Genomic DNA, 13,444 nt, shown 5'->3' with positions numbered 1-13,444 from the left:
GCTTGTGAATGTGCGTGCAGAATAACAAATTATATGAAAGATAAATAATTACTTATTTGGATAATATTGATTATATTTTTCTATATAGTTTAAGCTGAACATGAAGATTATTTACATCTAGGATAGCCATGAATTATGAGCAGCTACGTGCCTTCGTTAGTGTTGCCAAGCTAGGTAGCTTTCGCGCAGCAGCGCAGCATTTAAACAAAACCCAGCCCACGTTAAGTGCATCTGTTAAAAGTTTAGAGCTGCACTTTTCAATTACGCTGTTTAATCGCAGTAGCTATCGACCAACGCTTACTACAGAAGGCGAACGCTTTTTGGTGAAAGCCAAAAGCTTGTTAAAGCAGGCCAATGAGTTGGAATTGCTCGGCCACGAACTTGCTCAGGGCGCTGATCCCGAGCTTTCACTCACCCTAAGTCCTATGTGCTATTTACCCCCCTTAGTTAGCAAGATAGAAGCCTTTGGCAAGCAATTTACTAACTTGCAGCTCAAACTAGGTTCTGGCCATTTATCTGGGATTTTAGAGTCCCTGCTAAAGCAACAGTCAGATTTAGCCTTAGCGCCAAATATTGGCTTAGATGCTCGCTTTAATTTTATTGAAGTAGCGAGTATTCGCATGATAACGGTGGCTGCACCACAATTGTTAAAGCAGCATGAGCAGGTGCTAAAGCAAAGTAAGCTGCGTAATAAGCCGCATATTTTGCTGGCCGATTCAGGTACAGGGAAGTGTTCAGACAACATTAACGTCATTTCAGGGGGGCAGCGCTGGTACGTAAATGACTACCACATAAAGAAAGAACTGTTGTTAGCGGGATTAGGTTGGGCAAGGGTGCCAGAGCACATCGTACAGCAGGAACTCGAGCAAGGCCTACTGGTGTCATTAAAAGTGGAACAATTTGCCTATAGAAGCCAAGAGTCTATTTATTTAATCAAGCTACGAGAGCGCGCCGATAAAGAAATTGTGCGTGCCTTTTGGCAACAGTTTAGTTAGGACTGTTTAGTATTTGGCAAGCAAACAAAGGGAGCCTTAGCTCCCTTTGTTTAGCGTTTATTTAGCAACGTAATTACAGAACCATAGACAAAAACTGCTTCAGCCTTGGATGAGCTGGCTTGTCGAAAAACTCACTGGGCGAGGCTTCCACGAGTAGCTCACCCTCTTCCATAAACAATACTCGGTCGGCCACTTCGCGAGCAAAGCCCATTTCATGGGTTACCACTACCATGGTCATGCCATCGTTAGCTAAGCCTTTCATTACGTCTAGTACTTCACCCACCATTTCAGGATCTAAGGCCGATGTAGGTTCGTCAAACAACATAATGTTGGGTTGCATAGCTAATGCTCGTGCTATGGCTACTCGTTGTTGTTGCCCCCCCGATAAATGCGATGGGTAGTTGCTCATTCTATCGGCTAAACCGACCTTAAGCATTAAGGCCTTGGCTTCATCTTCCACCTGCTGCTTAGGCCGTTTAGCCACTTTTAGCGGAGCCAACATTACGTTACCTAGGGCAGTTTTGTGTGGGAATAGATTGAAGTTTTGGAACACCATACCGACTTCTTCGCGCAAGCTGTTGATATTGGTTCCCTTAGCATACATGTCGGTACCATCAATATGGATACTGCCGCTACTCACGGTTTCAAGTTGATTTAGCGTTCGTAAAAAGGTCGATTTACCTGAACCTGAAGGCCCGACAATTACCACCACTTCGCCACGCGAAACCCTAGCTGAAACATCTTTTAATGCATGGCAGCCATTGGGATAAATTTTATTAATATTTTTTGCAACGATCATGTCGTCGCCTTGATAATCTTTAGTCACTGGCAGCTAACCTCTTTTCTAAGCGTTGAATAGCCCAAGATAGGCTGCTGGTAAGTACTAGGTATAGTAGCGCAACGGTAAACCATACTTCAAAAGGTGCGAAGCTGCCGCTTACCACTTCTCGGCCAGCTTTGGTCAGGTCGGTAATTGAAATAACCGATACCAGTGAAGAATCTTTAATAAGGTTAATAAATTGGCCTGCCATAGGCGGAAGCGTGCGTTTGAATGCTTGCGGTAAAATGACATTCACCATCGCTTGTGGGTAATTCATTCCTAAGGACCGAGCGGCTTCCATTTGGCCTTTGGGGATTGATTGAATACCCCCTCGAATAATTTCGGCCACGTAGGCTGCGGTAAATACGGATAAAGCAATGATACCAGCGGTAAAACGCTCGAGATCGAAGACCGTACCAATAAAGAAATAAACAATAAAAATTTGTACTAATAGCGGAGTACCACGAATGATTTCGATGTAGGTAATCGCTAATTTGCGTAGGGCTGGATTATCGGCAATGCGCATCAGGCCAATAATTAGGCCAAGAAAAATAGCAAAGAAAAGCGACCATATAGATATTTTTACAGTAACGATTAACCCTTCGGTCAGTGGGCCAATACGCCACTCTTCTGAAGACGCTAGTTGGTCGCCCTCAAAAACTAAATCTCCTTCATAAACGCTGATGTTTTCATAATCAGCTAAGTTCACCAGGATATCGCCAGCATCTGATACTAGTTGCAGTTGTCCAGTGGTGCTGGCCACAATGTAACCATCTTGCGGAGCGCTAACGCTGGCGGCTTCGTTGTTTACAATGTAAGGAACAACGCGTTGCCAGTTCCAGTTATAGTCAATTTTTTCGCCTGAGAGGTAAATTAGGCCACATAGGCTAAGTAAAATGGCCACAAAAACGCCATTCCACAGAAGTTTGCTTGCTTGAGTTTGCATCTAAAGCTCTTTTATTGATTTTTAGTTTTACTTTAGCTGTGCCGCAAAAGGGTGCGACACGCTAAAGAAAAGTGGCGATTATAGGCCGCCACTTAGGTCTTTCTATTGAACTTGTTTTAACCAAGCATCATCTTTAAACCACTTGTCGTAAATGCGGTCGTAGGTGCCATCACCTTTTATTTGACGCAAGTAGCCGTTCAAGAAGTTCAAAAAGTCTGGATCACCTTGGCGTACCGCCCAACCTAATGGTTCAAAGGTAAATGGTTGGTCTAGGTGAACCAATTGGCCTTGGTTCTCTGCCGCGTAAATAGCGTTGAAAGGTAAGTCGTAGATGAAGGCATCGGCTTTACCGTTGGTCACTTCTAATACGGCTTCAGACTGGGTTTCAAACAAGTTTACTTTAGTTTTCGGTAAGTAGCGCTTAATTGCACCTTCACCAGTCGTGCCCAATTTAGTGACTACGGTGTATTGGTCGCTGTTTAGCTCACGGTAGCTAGTTACTTTACCTTCTAATTTAGGGCTCAATAGAATTGATTGGCCGATGACAACGTAAGGGTCTGCAAAGTTAACTTGCATGTTACGTTGTGGAGTAATGGTCATACCGCCCATTATTAGATGACACTTGCCAGTAAGCAAGGTAGGAATGATTCCGTCCCAGGCAGTATTTACAGGTACATATTTTACGCCCATGGCGCGAGCCATTTGCTTGCCTAAGTCGATGTCAAAACCGATGAATTGACCGTTTTTAGCTTTCATTTCAAAAGGCATATAGCCAGCATCAAAACAAGCGCGTAACTCTCCACTTTCGGTGATTTCTTGTAGCAGCGTTTGTTGCGCAAATGCCGCGCTTGATAAAAGCGTAACTGCAGCAATTGCTGTTTGAATGACACGTTTCATAATAGTCCTTGTTGTGTTTATAGTTAATTATTTTTATTGAGTTCATATTCTGTACTTTCCTTGGAAAACAGCCTGAACTCTTAGTGTTTCAGGCCAGTTATAGCAGAATACGCTAAGGAAGAATAGCGGCGCTTTCACCCAAACATGTAGCGAAAACCTGACTCTTTTACTATTTAACTAGCCGCTTAGCCGTCTAAACGCCCGTTATTTAAGGCTTTGGCGAGATCTTATCTTGCAGCGTACGCTGGATGAGAGCTGGCAAAGATTAATCTGAGTTTTTTTGGATGATTGAACGGTTTGTACAAATTTGAAACTAATTGTGCGAATGCTGGCCAGTCAATGAACGGAACATGCTAATGGTTTTTCTACGTTTACTCGGCCATTCAATTCACACTATTTGTGACAACTTACTTGCAGTTTGAAAAAACAGCCTCCATGCTGAGTAAAACCATAAACTCTTGTATGGACACAGGAATGGCAGATAGCTTTTTATTGTTTGAGTCGAGTGCTAGTGAGCAAGTAAGCCAAAAGATACTCCCTTTATTTGACACGGTGATTTTACCTAAATCTTGGGATAGCGCCGAACCTCCAGAATTTGAAGCGGGTAGTTTGGTGTATTGTTACCTCAGTGATAAAGACTTGGCTGATGCTATTGATTTGGCGGCAGACCAGCAATGGCGTATTGCAGTGCTGCCACACCCTAAGGGAAGTCATGCGCGGCGGGCGTTTGGTTTGACCGCTAATTTGGAAAAAGCGATACAACACTTTCAAACAACTGAAGCTGTTCAAATAGACTTGTTACGGTGTAATCAGCAAGTGGTGCTCAATCATCTGGTTGTTGGACATAGTTTTAATCTGCGCCCCGGGGGGCATAACGCATCATGGCGACAGCGTATGGCGCAAACGTGGTTGAACATAAAAAAAATTGGCCAAATTAAACCACAAAAGCTGGCTATCACAACGGCGAGTGAAACTTGCCTTGAAACATCGGTGGTGGGCTTGGTGGTGGTCGAACATGCTCATGGTTCAATGTTATCGAAACAAATTCTGCCAGATTCCCATTGTAATGATGGCATGTTAGAAAGCATGTTAATCGCGCCGCGTAGCATCATGGAGATGTTTCGTTTCTTAGTTCTGGCTATGTTTGGCCGGGTGGTCAGAAAACCACGCTTCCTAAGTTTAATTAAAACTAAGTCAATCACCATTAATGCCGAACGAGAGATAGTTTATTGGCATGACGGCATTGAGAAAAATGGCAACGAGTTAAACGTAGAGTGTCAACATAGAGCGCTGTCTATGCTGCCAGCCGTGGGCATGGTGTGCCAAGACAATGTGGTGGCAGTAAAAGAAAGTCGCAAAATTACTAACCTTCCAGAAGGCGAAGCCATTAACGCAATGGCTGCTCGACCGTTACCGTGGATCGCTCACGCAGCCACCGATGAATTTAAAGAGCTTTATCAATTGTTGCGTGATAACGCCACTACTTCGCCAGCTTTTCTTACCTTAATGGTGTTATCTACTTTATTAGCCACCATTGGTTTATATGCCAGTTCGGCACCGGTGATTATTGGTGCGATGATCCTCGCGCCGTTAATGGCACCCATTATTTCCTTGTCTATGGCCTTAACCCGCCAAGACCCGAGTTTAATGACCGCCAGTATACGCACCTTAACCACTGGTTTGTGTGTGGCCTTAGGGTTTGCTGCTACCGCTAGTTTCATTATTCCTATGGAACTAGTCACTCCAGAAATTGCCGCGCGGCTTAGTCCCAACTTGTTAGATCTGGGAGTGGCCATTATCTCAGGCATAGCTGGCGCTTATGCCCATGCACGAATTGATGCCGCCAAAAGCTTAGCGGGTGTGGCTATTGCAGTGGCCTTGGTACCGCCTTTAGCGGTAGCTGGCATTGGTTTAGGTTGGTTAGATATATCGGTAGCATCTGGCGCCTTATTACTGTTTTTAACTAACTTAGCGGGTATTGTTTTTTCGGCAGCGTTAACCTTTTTAGCCTTAGGTTATGCACCTTTTACTCGCGCCAAAAAGGGCCTAGCCATCGCCTTAGTGGCCGTTGCTTTAGTGAGTGTGCCACTGGTGTTTAGTTTTAACCGCTTGTCGGAAGAGGCCAGAATTGTGCAGCGTTTACAGGGCAAAACCTTTAACGACGTATTGGTAAGAACGGTGCGCGCACGAAGCGCCAAACCATTAACCTTGCACCTACAGTTGGTAAGCAAACAGGCCATGAGTGACCAACAATTGGACTTACTAAAACAACAAATCACCCAAGAGCTAGGGCAAAGCTTCGCGCTAGAGGCCTCTATTATTATCCGCCGTTAATAAGCGTGTAATTTCAGCCAAGTCGGCCAATAAGTTGGCATCTCATATCCGCTATAAACCTCAGTCTTTATAGCGTTGTTTTGTCGGCGAGTATGCTGCAAGTCTCTAGATAAACTTGCTGGTAACCGCGAAACACAGCGATACCCTCTCAGCAGCTTAATCCTTGTTGTTAAATTCATCTTCATTACTCGCGTTTGGCTTGGTAAAAAAAACGTAATCAAAAATGCAAAATCAAAGCTTGCATTAATGATATGTTACAACGTAACATTTGTTTGAGTTTAACCACACACACAGTAAACAGAGCGTGAGTTTTCATTATGGATCAATGTGATAGCGTTATTAAACATGCCGAGCAACACTGCATGCAGCGAGGAGTTCGCTTAACTAACAAACGAAAGCAGGTATTGTCTGGCTTAGTGCAATCTAATAAAGCGCTCTCTGCTTATGAGCTGATTGATTACTGTAAGCAGCTGTTTAATGAGAGTATTCCTGCTATGTCTGTGTATCGAATACTGGAGTTTTTAGAAACCGAGCATTTGGTGCACAAGCTTAGTTTGGCTAACAAATATGTTGCCTGCGCGCACATTTGTTGCAGCCATAGTCATGGCGTACCTCAGTTTCTGATTTGTGGTAAATGCAGCAAAGTAAAAGAAATCAGTATTGCTGCCTCAACCATCGCCGAACTCAAACTAAACGCCCAACAGGCTGGTTTTACCTTAGTGAGCCAACAGCTAGAAATGAACTGCCTGTGTGACGACTGTATGCAACAAGCGGCTTAAGCAACAAACGACTTAAAAAACAAGGAAGAAGGGTTAATGAAAGTATCTCAAGCTATAAGCGACAAATTTGCCATAGGGTTATCCTTTGCGTGTGCCATTCATTGTTTGGCCTTGCCCTTGGTATTTATATTGGTACCCAGCATGGTCGCGTTGCCGCTACAGAACGAAGCCTTTCATCTTTGGATGGTAGGGGCAGTGTTACCGGTTAGCATTTACGCCCTAACCATGGGCTGTAAGCAACATAAACGTACTAAAGTGCTGGTATGGGGTTTTATAGGCCTAGCATTATTAGTATTGGCTCTTGTATTAGGCGAAGATAGAATGGGTGAAATTGGCGAAAAAGCGCTGACTCTATTGGGAGCTACGTCGGTGGCAATAGGGCACTGGCTTAATTACCGCTTATGTCACCAGCATGAGCATGAAAACTGCGACTGCGCCAAATAGTGCAATCTAATGACTCTAAAAACTGAACTCCCATAAACTGAATAAGCAACCACTGGAATACAACACCATGAGCAGTAAGCGCCAGCCAATTAGCGCCGTACCTACCAACATTATCACCGGCTTTTTAGGCGTGGGTAAAACCTCCGCTATTTTGCAGTTAATGCGCAATAAACCAGAGAACGAGCGCTGGGCTGTATTGGTCAATGAGTTTGGTGAAATTGGCATCGATGGCGCGTTATTGCAAGGTCAGCACCAACAGCTGGGGGTTTATATTCGTGAAGTGCCCGGTGGCTGCATGTGCTGCGCGGCCGGTTTGCCGATGCAAATTGCCTTAAACCAGCTGTTAAGTGAATCAACGCCAGACAGATTGCTGATTGAGCCAACTGGATTGGGCCACCCCAAAGAAGTACTACAAGTCCTCTCGTCCAAGTACTACCAGCAAGTGCTGTCGTTAAACAAAACCTTAACCCTCGTAGACGCAAGACATTTAGCCGACTCGCGCTACACCAGCCACGATACGTTTAATCAGCAAATTGCCATTGCCGATAGGGTCATTGGCAATAAGCTAGATCTTTATCAAGCCGACGATAAACAAGCCCTGATTAACTATGTAGCGCAACATGGCCGTAAAGGCGCGCAAGTGCAGTTTAGTGAGCACGGCAGGATAGATCTTGCCAGTTTGCAAGGCGCCACCGCCAGCAATTATGCGGCAGATGAGCATCATCACCATAGCCATAAAAAAGCGCTGGCGTCAGAGTTGCCGATCCCCGAGAGCGGTTACCTAAAAGCCAGCAATCAAGGTGAAGGCTTTAATAGCATTGGTTGGCGGTTTGCGCCCACCAAAGTATTTGACCGAAAGAAGTTGCGCGCACTGCTACTTAGCCTAAAAGTAGAACGTATAAAAGCGGTGTTTATTACGAGCAGCGGCGTATTTGGCTATAACTACACCAGCGATGGCTTAAGCGAAGCCGAACTAGACGACTGCCAAGAAAGCCGTATAGAAATTATTGCAAACCAGCTTGATGAGAACTTAGAAGACCAGTTGCTAGCGTGCTTAAGTCATTAAGCTCGCGGTACAGGTAGAATAGATCGACAATGCGAGCGTACCGCAAGTGGTCGCTCGTACTGTTCAATCACTTATTACTTAGGTGATTGGTGGGTGCATGAAGACACACCTTGTTATTGTATAAGCCATCCACAAACCTGAAAGCGCCTACCTGCCTTAAGCCGCGGACAAAATTACTCAATTAAAGCTAAACAGCAGTGACCTAAACCTGAAATACAGTTTAGAATTAGCCGCATATTAAGCATAGTGTTTGCTTCTCGATTAATAAGGATGATGGCTTTGGTTGAAGATTTCTCATCAATTTGGCAGCGAGCTGCTGAACGAAAAGGCGGTGACGCCGCCTTACAACAGATACTTACTACACCATTGAGTAGTGAGTATTTGGCTGGCATTAGTGACGACCGTTGGTTGTCGACTTTTACTAAAACGATTTTTCAGTCTGGTTTTGTTTGGCGAGTGGTAGAGAACAAATGGCCAGATTTTGAACGTGCCTTTTTTGATTTTGACCCAGAGAAAATGCTGATGTTAGACGATAGCCACATTGAGCGGTTGTGCAACGACGCGAGCATTATTCGTAATCGCCAAAAAATTATTACCGTGCCGCACAACGCGCAATTGATCATAGACATTGCCCGTGAGCATGGCAGCTTTGCCAAGTTTATTGCCCAGTGGCCTAGCGACGACATTGTGGGCCTGTGGTTAATGCTAAAAAAACAAGGCGCTCGCCTTGGTGGTAACTCGGCCTCTTATGCATTACGTCGTATGGGTAAAGATACATTTATTTTGTCGAATGATGTGGTGGGGTATTTAGTCAGCAGAGGAGTGGTTAATAAAGCCCCCACAAGTGCCAAAGGCCTTAATGCTGTGCAGCAGGTCTTTAACGGCTGGCAGCTACAAAGCAGCATGCCCTTAACGGTAATCAGCCAAGTGGTCGCTTACTCTTTTGGTGAAAATAAGCCCTAAAACTTGCGGTGATTAAGCGCGAGCTAATATCTCTTTGAAAGCATGGCTCAAATCTTTATAGCGGAAGTTGAAACCGTCATTAGTTAAGCGCTTTGGTAATACTTTTTGGCCACCAACAATCAGGGTGGCCATATCACCTAAGGCTGAATTCATTAGCCAAGCAGGGGTTCTCAGTAAGCAAGGGCGTTTTAGCTGCTTAGCTAAGGCCTCACTGAATGCTTGATTACTGACAGGGTTAGGGGCGGTTAGGTTATAAGCTCCCTGACAATGCTTATTGTTTAACAAAAATATAATCGCTTCTACCATATCGCTAATATGGATCCACGACATCTGCTGTTGACCATGGGCGATAGGCCCACCCAGACCTAATCTGAAAACAGGAAGCAATTTAGACAATGCCCCCCCTTCGATACCTATCACCACCCCGGTGCGTAATAGGCAAACGCGAGTTTGCTCAGAAGCGGCTTGCAAAGCTATTTGTTCCCACTTTTTACAGACTTGATGAGGAAATGAGTCATCTTCGATAATGCTCGATTCATCGAGTTCTTGTTGACCCTGTTCGCCATAGTAGCCAACTGCGCTGCCACTGATGAAGGTATGAGGGGGGTGTTCGCTTTGTTTAAATAGCTCGGCTATTTGCTCGGTGAGTTGCCAGCGGCTACTGCATATTCGTTGCTTTTGTTGCTCTGTCCAACGTTTATTGGCAATCGGCTCACCAGCCAAATTGATCACAGCGTCGTAGTCGTTTAAATCCTTTAGGTCCTTTAGCGAAGGTATTGCTAACAAATTATGACCGAGCTTTTGGTAAGCTTTTATAGGATTACGTGACAATACGGTTAGTTCGTGACTAAATTGTAAGTGTTTGACTAAACGGCAACCGATAAAGCCGGTTCCGCCAGTGAGTAAAATCTTCATATTATATACATAGTCCTTATCGAGGGCTTGTAATGTTACTCTTTGATTTAGTTAACAATAGCAGGTTTTTTTAGGATAGATAGATTATGCCAACAGTTTTAATCACCGGTATTGGACGACGTTTAGGTTTTTTCCTTGCACATCAATTTCTTGATATGGGCTATCAGGTGATCGGTCAATATCGCAGTGAGCGTGCTGAGCTTACTGCGTTACGCAATAAAGGGGTAACGCTTATTCAAGCTGATTTTAGCCTGCGTGAGCAGCTGATTGCTTTTACCGAAGAAATCAGCCTGCAATGCAAAAGCTTGAATGTGTTAGTTCACAATGCTTCACTGTTTGTTAAAGACGACCCTAAGCATAGTTGTTTACAACAAGCCGAATTTTTTGACGCGATGTATGCGGTACACATGTTGGCCCCAAAGCTTATCAATGAAGCCTTACACCCTGCATTGTTGAAAGCGAAGGGCTGTGTCGTCATGATGACCGATATATACGCCGACCAGCCTCACTCTTTGTTTCGCTCTTATTGCGCCTCTAAAGCAGGTTTGGCCAATTTGATGAAATCCTACGCGGGGCATTGGGCTCCAGAGGTTAGGGTCAATGCTATAGAACCGGGTCCCATGTTATTTTTGGACGAACACGACAAAGCGCATCGTGAACGGGTTATTGAGCAAACACCCTTAGCTAAAGAGGGGGGCTTATTACCTATTTGGCAAACCATTCAGTTACTTATTACTAATGATTATCTCACTGCCTGCTCAATTAAAGTCGACGGTGGTCGTTCGATGGCCCAGTGGTAAGGTTTGCCCATGAGCATTAACTATTTCAAATTTGACGATACGGTCAAGCTCAGGCTGAGTCGCAAATAGTTGCTGTTTAAGAGGCGCTAAGAAAGGGTCAACAGTCAGTTGTTGTAAATCTTCAACTCGCTGAGCAGCACCGATGAGGTCGATATCTAGTGTGCGAGACTTACTGCTAGACAAGGGGTCTTTGCGATTTCTGCCAAAGCGATCTTCAAGTTGATTAAAGAACCTTTTTAAACAGGCCTCTGATTGCTGGCTACTAAACCACATTAAACCGTTTACGAAGTCTTGCTCGGCGTCTATACCTAGCGGCGTAGTTTGGATAAATGCGCTAACAGTTATTGGGCTTAAGCGTTTACTTAATTGAACTACTGCTGCTGGGATATGCTGGAGGGGCCTAATGTTGCTGCCTAAACTGCAAAGATAGTACATCTATAGCTCCCTCTTACTGATTTGCATTTATTTAGCCTTTTAGTTAAGGCATATGCAAGCTAAACTGCTGAGCATGTTCAGTTATTTCTAGGAGTGAACGGTGAATCAACCCACCTCAATACGTGATGGCTTAGTCACCGCGGCTGCTTTAGTGGTTTTGTTGGCGGGATTAAAAGCCGCCACTGCAGTGCTAATTCCTTTTTTATTGTCGATGTTTATCGCAATTATCGCCAGCCCAATTGTAAGCTTTTTGACGCGTTTTCGGATCCCTCGGGTTATATCAGTGATGATGGTATTGCTGTTTATCGTGTGCCTTATCTTGCTATTAGCGGGTGTAGTGGGGAGCTCTATTAGCGATTTCCGAGCTTCTATCCCCATCTATCGCGCACAATTGCTGGATTATTTAGCCGGGCTAGTCGCCTTAGCGGCTAAGTTTGATGTCGATTTATCAATGAGTATTGTTACCGACTATTTTGACCCGGGCATAATCCTTGGTTTGTTTGCTAATACTTTAACGGGATTGAGCGGTGCTGCAGCCAATATATTTATTATTTTGCTGGTCACTATTTTCATGTTACTTGAAGCAGATACCATGCCGCAGCGGATGCACGATGCTATCCACAATCCCGATGTACGTATGTCTCAGGTCAGTAAGTTTCTTAAAGCGGTGAATAGCTATATTGCGGTGAAAACCATGATTAGTTTATTTACGGCGATACCCATCACTATCGTGTTGAGTTTGTTGGATTTAGATTACGCTATCTTGTGGGGGATTTTGGCCTTTTTACTGAATTATATTCCCAATGTGGGGTCGCTAATTGCTGCTGTTCCACCGGTATTATTAGCCCTTTTGCAACTTGGCGCTAGCCAATCTTTGGCGGTGGCGGGCTTATATGTATCAGTGAATTTGGTGATGGGCAATATTGTCGAACCTCGGATTATGGGGAAAGGTTTAGGCCTGTCCTCTTTGGTGGTGGTGTTATCATTGATTTTCTGGGGATGGCTATTTGGCAGCGTAGGTATGTTGTTGTCTGTACCCCTAACTATGATTATCAAAATTGGCTTAGAATCGAGCAATAGTGGCCATTGGTTCTCACGGATCTTGAGCCATCCAGATGATTTGAAAAAAGAGAGTAAACAAATAGATGAAGCTTGAACTTCCGCTATTAAATGAGCAGGCCTTGCGGGTTGTTCATGGCCGTGGGCACTGTATTAAAGGGGCTGAATCATTCAATATTGAGTGGCTACCGCCCATTATGTTGATTGTGGCTTATGCACCTTTAACGAAAGAAATAACCACACAATTAGTGGATCAACTTAAAGAACAGCCATTGGTCGAAGGGATTTTTTTGCAACAACGCGATCAAGCTATGGCGCCAGTGAACCACTTGTGGGGGATAGAACAAACACCGAGTGAAGTGACCGAGTTTGGGCTTCGTTACAAAATTGAAGTGGGTACTCACCAAAATTTTGGTTTGTTCCTCGATATGGCCAAAGGGCGAGAATGGGTTAAACAACATTCTCAAGATAAACAGGTTCTCAATCTATTTTCATATACCTGTGGTTTTGCTGTCGCGGCGATTGCTGGTGGCGCCAAATCGGTGGTTAATATTGATATGAGTAAAGCAGCCTTAAGTGTTGGCCGAGACAGTTTGCGACTTAACCAATTGGATGATAAAAAAGCTCGATTTTTTGGCCATGATTTATTTAAATCCTGGGGAAAACTACGCAAACACGGCCCTTATGATTTAGTGATTGCTGATCCACCTTCAATGCAGAAGGGCAGTTTTTTGGTTGAAAAAGACTACCCTAGAATTATCCGTCAATTACCTAGCTTGTTAACTGAAGATGGCATCGCCATGCTGTGTTTAAATGCGCCATGGTTAAGCAGAGCATTTATTTTAGATGTGATAGCTGAAGAGACACCACAATTGCAATTGGTAGAGACGTTAGAGCGCCCAGCTTTAGTGTTAGAGAAAAGCCGAGATGATGGTTTGAAAGTACTCATATTTAAGAACCATTCCCTTAAATAACAATAAACTTCACAATT

At 44.2% G+C, this 13,444-nt stretch carries 14 protein-coding genes; 9 read left to right on the top strand and 5 right to left on the bottom strand.

The features are described 5' to 3' along the window. The first annotated feature begins 128 nt into the window (after positions 1-128). Positions 129-995 carry a LysR family transcriptional regulator gene (locus ACVFI8_RS03755; RefSeq protein ID WP_248714769.1) on the top strand — a complete coding sequence of 289 codons (867 nt, stop codon included), beginning with the start codon at positions 129-131 and terminating at the stop codon, positions 993-995. Between the two features lie 73 nt (positions 996-1,068). Here ACVFI8_RS03755 and ACVFI8_RS03750 read toward each other — a convergent pair whose 3' ends face one another. The 3 genes from ACVFI8_RS03750 to ACVFI8_RS03740 all read right to left on the bottom strand — a co-directional run bounded on the left by ACVFI8_RS03750 (position 1,069) and on the right by ACVFI8_RS03740 (position 3,658). Next, positions 1,069-1,794, bottom strand: a complete 726-nt coding sequence (locus tag ACVFI8_RS03750; RefSeq protein ID WP_248715604.1) for an amino acid ABC transporter ATP-binding protein — start codon at positions 1,792-1,794, stop codon at positions 1,069-1,071. A gap of 19 nt (positions 1,795-1,813) precedes the next feature. After that, positions 1,814-2,761 (bottom strand): amino acid ABC transporter permease, encoded by a 948-nt coding sequence (locus ACVFI8_RS03745; RefSeq protein ID WP_457873066.1) that lies wholly within the window; start codon positions 2,759-2,761, stop codon positions 1,814-1,816. A gap of 102 nt (positions 2,762-2,863) precedes the next feature. Beyond that, positions 2,864-3,658 carry a transporter substrate-binding domain-containing protein gene (locus tag ACVFI8_RS03740; RefSeq protein WP_248714771.1) on the bottom strand — a complete coding sequence of 265 codons (795 nt, stop codon included), beginning with the start codon at positions 3,656-3,658 and terminating at the stop codon, positions 2,864-2,866. A gap of 474 nt (positions 3,659-4,132) precedes the next feature. Between ACVFI8_RS03740 and ACVFI8_RS03735 the strand changes: the two genes are divergently transcribed. From ACVFI8_RS03735 to ACVFI8_RS03715, 5 genes are all read left to right on the top strand, one after another. Further along, on the top strand, positions 4,133-5,992 hold the full coding sequence (locus ACVFI8_RS03735) for a TIGR00341 family protein (RefSeq protein WP_457873065.1): 1,860 nt from the start codon (positions 4,133-4,135) through the stop codon (positions 5,990-5,992). 317 nt (positions 5,993-6,309) lie between these two features. Beyond that, positions 6,310-6,771: a Fur family transcriptional regulator gene (locus ACVFI8_RS03730; protein WP_248714773.1), complete on the top strand. Its 462-nt coding sequence runs from the start codon at positions 6,310-6,312 to the stop codon at positions 6,769-6,771. A gap of 36 nt (positions 6,772-6,807) precedes the next feature. Further along, the gene (locus ACVFI8_RS03725) at positions 6,808-7,215 is read left to right on the top strand and encodes a MerC domain-containing protein (protein WP_457873064.1); all 408 of its coding nucleotides are present in this window, start codon (positions 6,808-6,810) and stop codon (positions 7,213-7,215) included. Positions 7,216-7,282: 67 nt separating this feature from the next. After that, positions 7,283-8,281, top strand: coding sequence for a CobW family GTP-binding protein (locus ACVFI8_RS03720; protein WP_457873063.1), 999 nt, complete (start codon positions 7,283-7,285; stop codon positions 8,279-8,281). A 273-nt stretch (positions 8,282-8,554) separates the two neighbouring features. Beyond that, positions 8,555-9,244 (top strand): DNA-3-methyladenine glycosylase I, encoded by a 690-nt coding sequence (locus ACVFI8_RS03715; RefSeq protein ID WP_457873807.1) that lies wholly within the window; start codon positions 8,555-8,557, stop codon positions 9,242-9,244. Positions 9,245-9,256: 12 nt separating this feature from the next. Here the strand turns inward: ACVFI8_RS03715 and ACVFI8_RS03710 are convergent, their stop codons facing one another. After that, the gene (locus ACVFI8_RS03710) at positions 9,257-10,159 is read right to left on the bottom strand and encodes a TIGR01777 family oxidoreductase (protein ID WP_457873062.1); all 903 of its coding nucleotides are present in this window, start codon (positions 10,157-10,159) and stop codon (positions 9,257-9,259) included. 86 nt (positions 10,160-10,245) lie between these two features. On the opposite strand from ACVFI8_RS03710, the gene ACVFI8_RS03705 reads away from it, so the two are divergent. Continuing rightward, the gene (locus ACVFI8_RS03705) at positions 10,246-10,959 is read left to right on the top strand and encodes an SDR family NAD(P)-dependent oxidoreductase (protein ID WP_457873061.1); all 714 of its coding nucleotides are present in this window, start codon (positions 10,246-10,248) and stop codon (positions 10,957-10,959) included. Here the strand turns inward: ACVFI8_RS03705 and ACVFI8_RS03700 are convergent. After that, a complete protein-coding gene (locus ACVFI8_RS03700; protein ID WP_457873060.1) occupies positions 10,918-11,394 on the bottom strand; it encodes a 2-amino-4-hydroxy-6-hydroxymethyldihydropteridine diphosphokinase in 477 nt (158 codons plus the stop codon). The two genes, ACVFI8_RS03705 and ACVFI8_RS03700, sit on opposite strands and share 42 nt — an antisense overlap. 100 nt (positions 11,395-11,494) lie before the next feature. Here ACVFI8_RS03700 and ACVFI8_RS03695 point away from each other — a divergent pair, with 100 nt between their 5' ends. Both ACVFI8_RS03695 and ACVFI8_RS03690 read left to right on the top strand, forming a co-directional pair. After that, positions 11,495-12,550 carry an AI-2E family transporter gene (locus ACVFI8_RS03695; RefSeq protein ID WP_248714779.1) on the top strand — a complete coding sequence of 352 codons (1,056 nt, stop codon included), beginning with the start codon at positions 11,495-11,497 and terminating at the stop codon, positions 12,548-12,550. Further along, positions 12,540-13,427, top strand: coding sequence for a class I SAM-dependent methyltransferase (locus ACVFI8_RS03690; RefSeq protein WP_248714780.1), 888 nt, complete (start codon positions 12,540-12,542; stop codon positions 13,425-13,427). The genes ACVFI8_RS03695 and ACVFI8_RS03690 overlap by 11 nt, the downstream gene beginning before the upstream one ends. The last annotated feature ends 17 nt before the right edge of the window (positions 13,428-13,444 follow it).

The organism is Agarivorans sp. MS3-6, assembly GCF_054112545.1.
Note: the sequence above shows the minus strand (reverse complement) of the source record. Positions and strands in the feature narration are given on the sequence as shown.

What these genes read in the sequence shown, in the direction of transcription:
- ACVFI8_RS03700 (WP_457873060.1), bottom strand. Translation starts at nt 11,394, where the DNA reads ATGTACTATCTTTGCAGTTTAGGCAGCAACATTAGGCCCCTCCAGCAT.
- ACVFI8_RS03740 (WP_248714771.1), bottom strand. Translation starts at nt 3,658, where the DNA reads ATGAAACGTGTCATTCAAACAGCAATTGCTGCAGTTACGCTTTTATCA.
- ACVFI8_RS03715 (WP_457873807.1), top strand. Translation starts at nt 8,555, where the DNA reads ATGGCTTTGGTTGAAGATTTCTCATCAATTTGGCAGCGAGCTGCTGAA.
- ACVFI8_RS03735 (WP_457873065.1), top strand. Translation starts at nt 4,133, where the DNA reads ATGGCAGATAGCTTTTTATTGTTTGAGTCGAGTGCTAGTGAGCAAGTA.
- ACVFI8_RS03725 (WP_457873064.1), top strand. Translation starts at nt 6,808, where the DNA reads ATGAAAGTATCTCAAGCTATAAGCGACAAATTTGCCATAGGGTTATCC.
- ACVFI8_RS03745 (WP_457873066.1), bottom strand. Translation starts at nt 2,761, where the DNA reads ATGCAAACTCAAGCAAGCAAACTTCTGTGGAATGGCGTTTTTGTGGCC.
- ACVFI8_RS03705 (WP_457873061.1), top strand. Translation starts at nt 10,246, where the DNA reads ATGCCAACAGTTTTAATCACCGGTATTGGACGACGTTTAGGTTTTTTC.
- ACVFI8_RS03710 (WP_457873062.1), bottom strand. Translation starts at nt 10,159, where the DNA reads ATGAAGATTTTACTCACTGGCGGAACCGGCTTTATCGGTTGCCGTTTA.
- ACVFI8_RS03750 (WP_248715604.1), bottom strand. Translation starts at nt 1,794, where the DNA reads ATGATCGTTGCAAAAAATATTAATAAAATTTATCCCAATGGCTGCCAT.
- ACVFI8_RS03720 (WP_457873063.1), top strand. Translation starts at nt 7,283, where the DNA reads ATGAGCAGTAAGCGCCAGCCAATTAGCGCCGTACCTACCAACATTATC.
- ACVFI8_RS03730 (WP_248714773.1), top strand. Translation starts at nt 6,310, where the DNA reads ATGGATCAATGTGATAGCGTTATTAAACATGCCGAGCAACACTGCATG.
- ACVFI8_RS03690 (WP_248714780.1), top strand. Translation starts at nt 12,540, where the DNA reads ATGAAGCTTGAACTTCCGCTATTAAATGAGCAGGCCTTGCGGGTTGTT.
- ACVFI8_RS03755 (WP_248714769.1), top strand. Translation starts at nt 129, where the DNA reads ATGAATTATGAGCAGCTACGTGCCTTCGTTAGTGTTGCCAAGCTAGGT.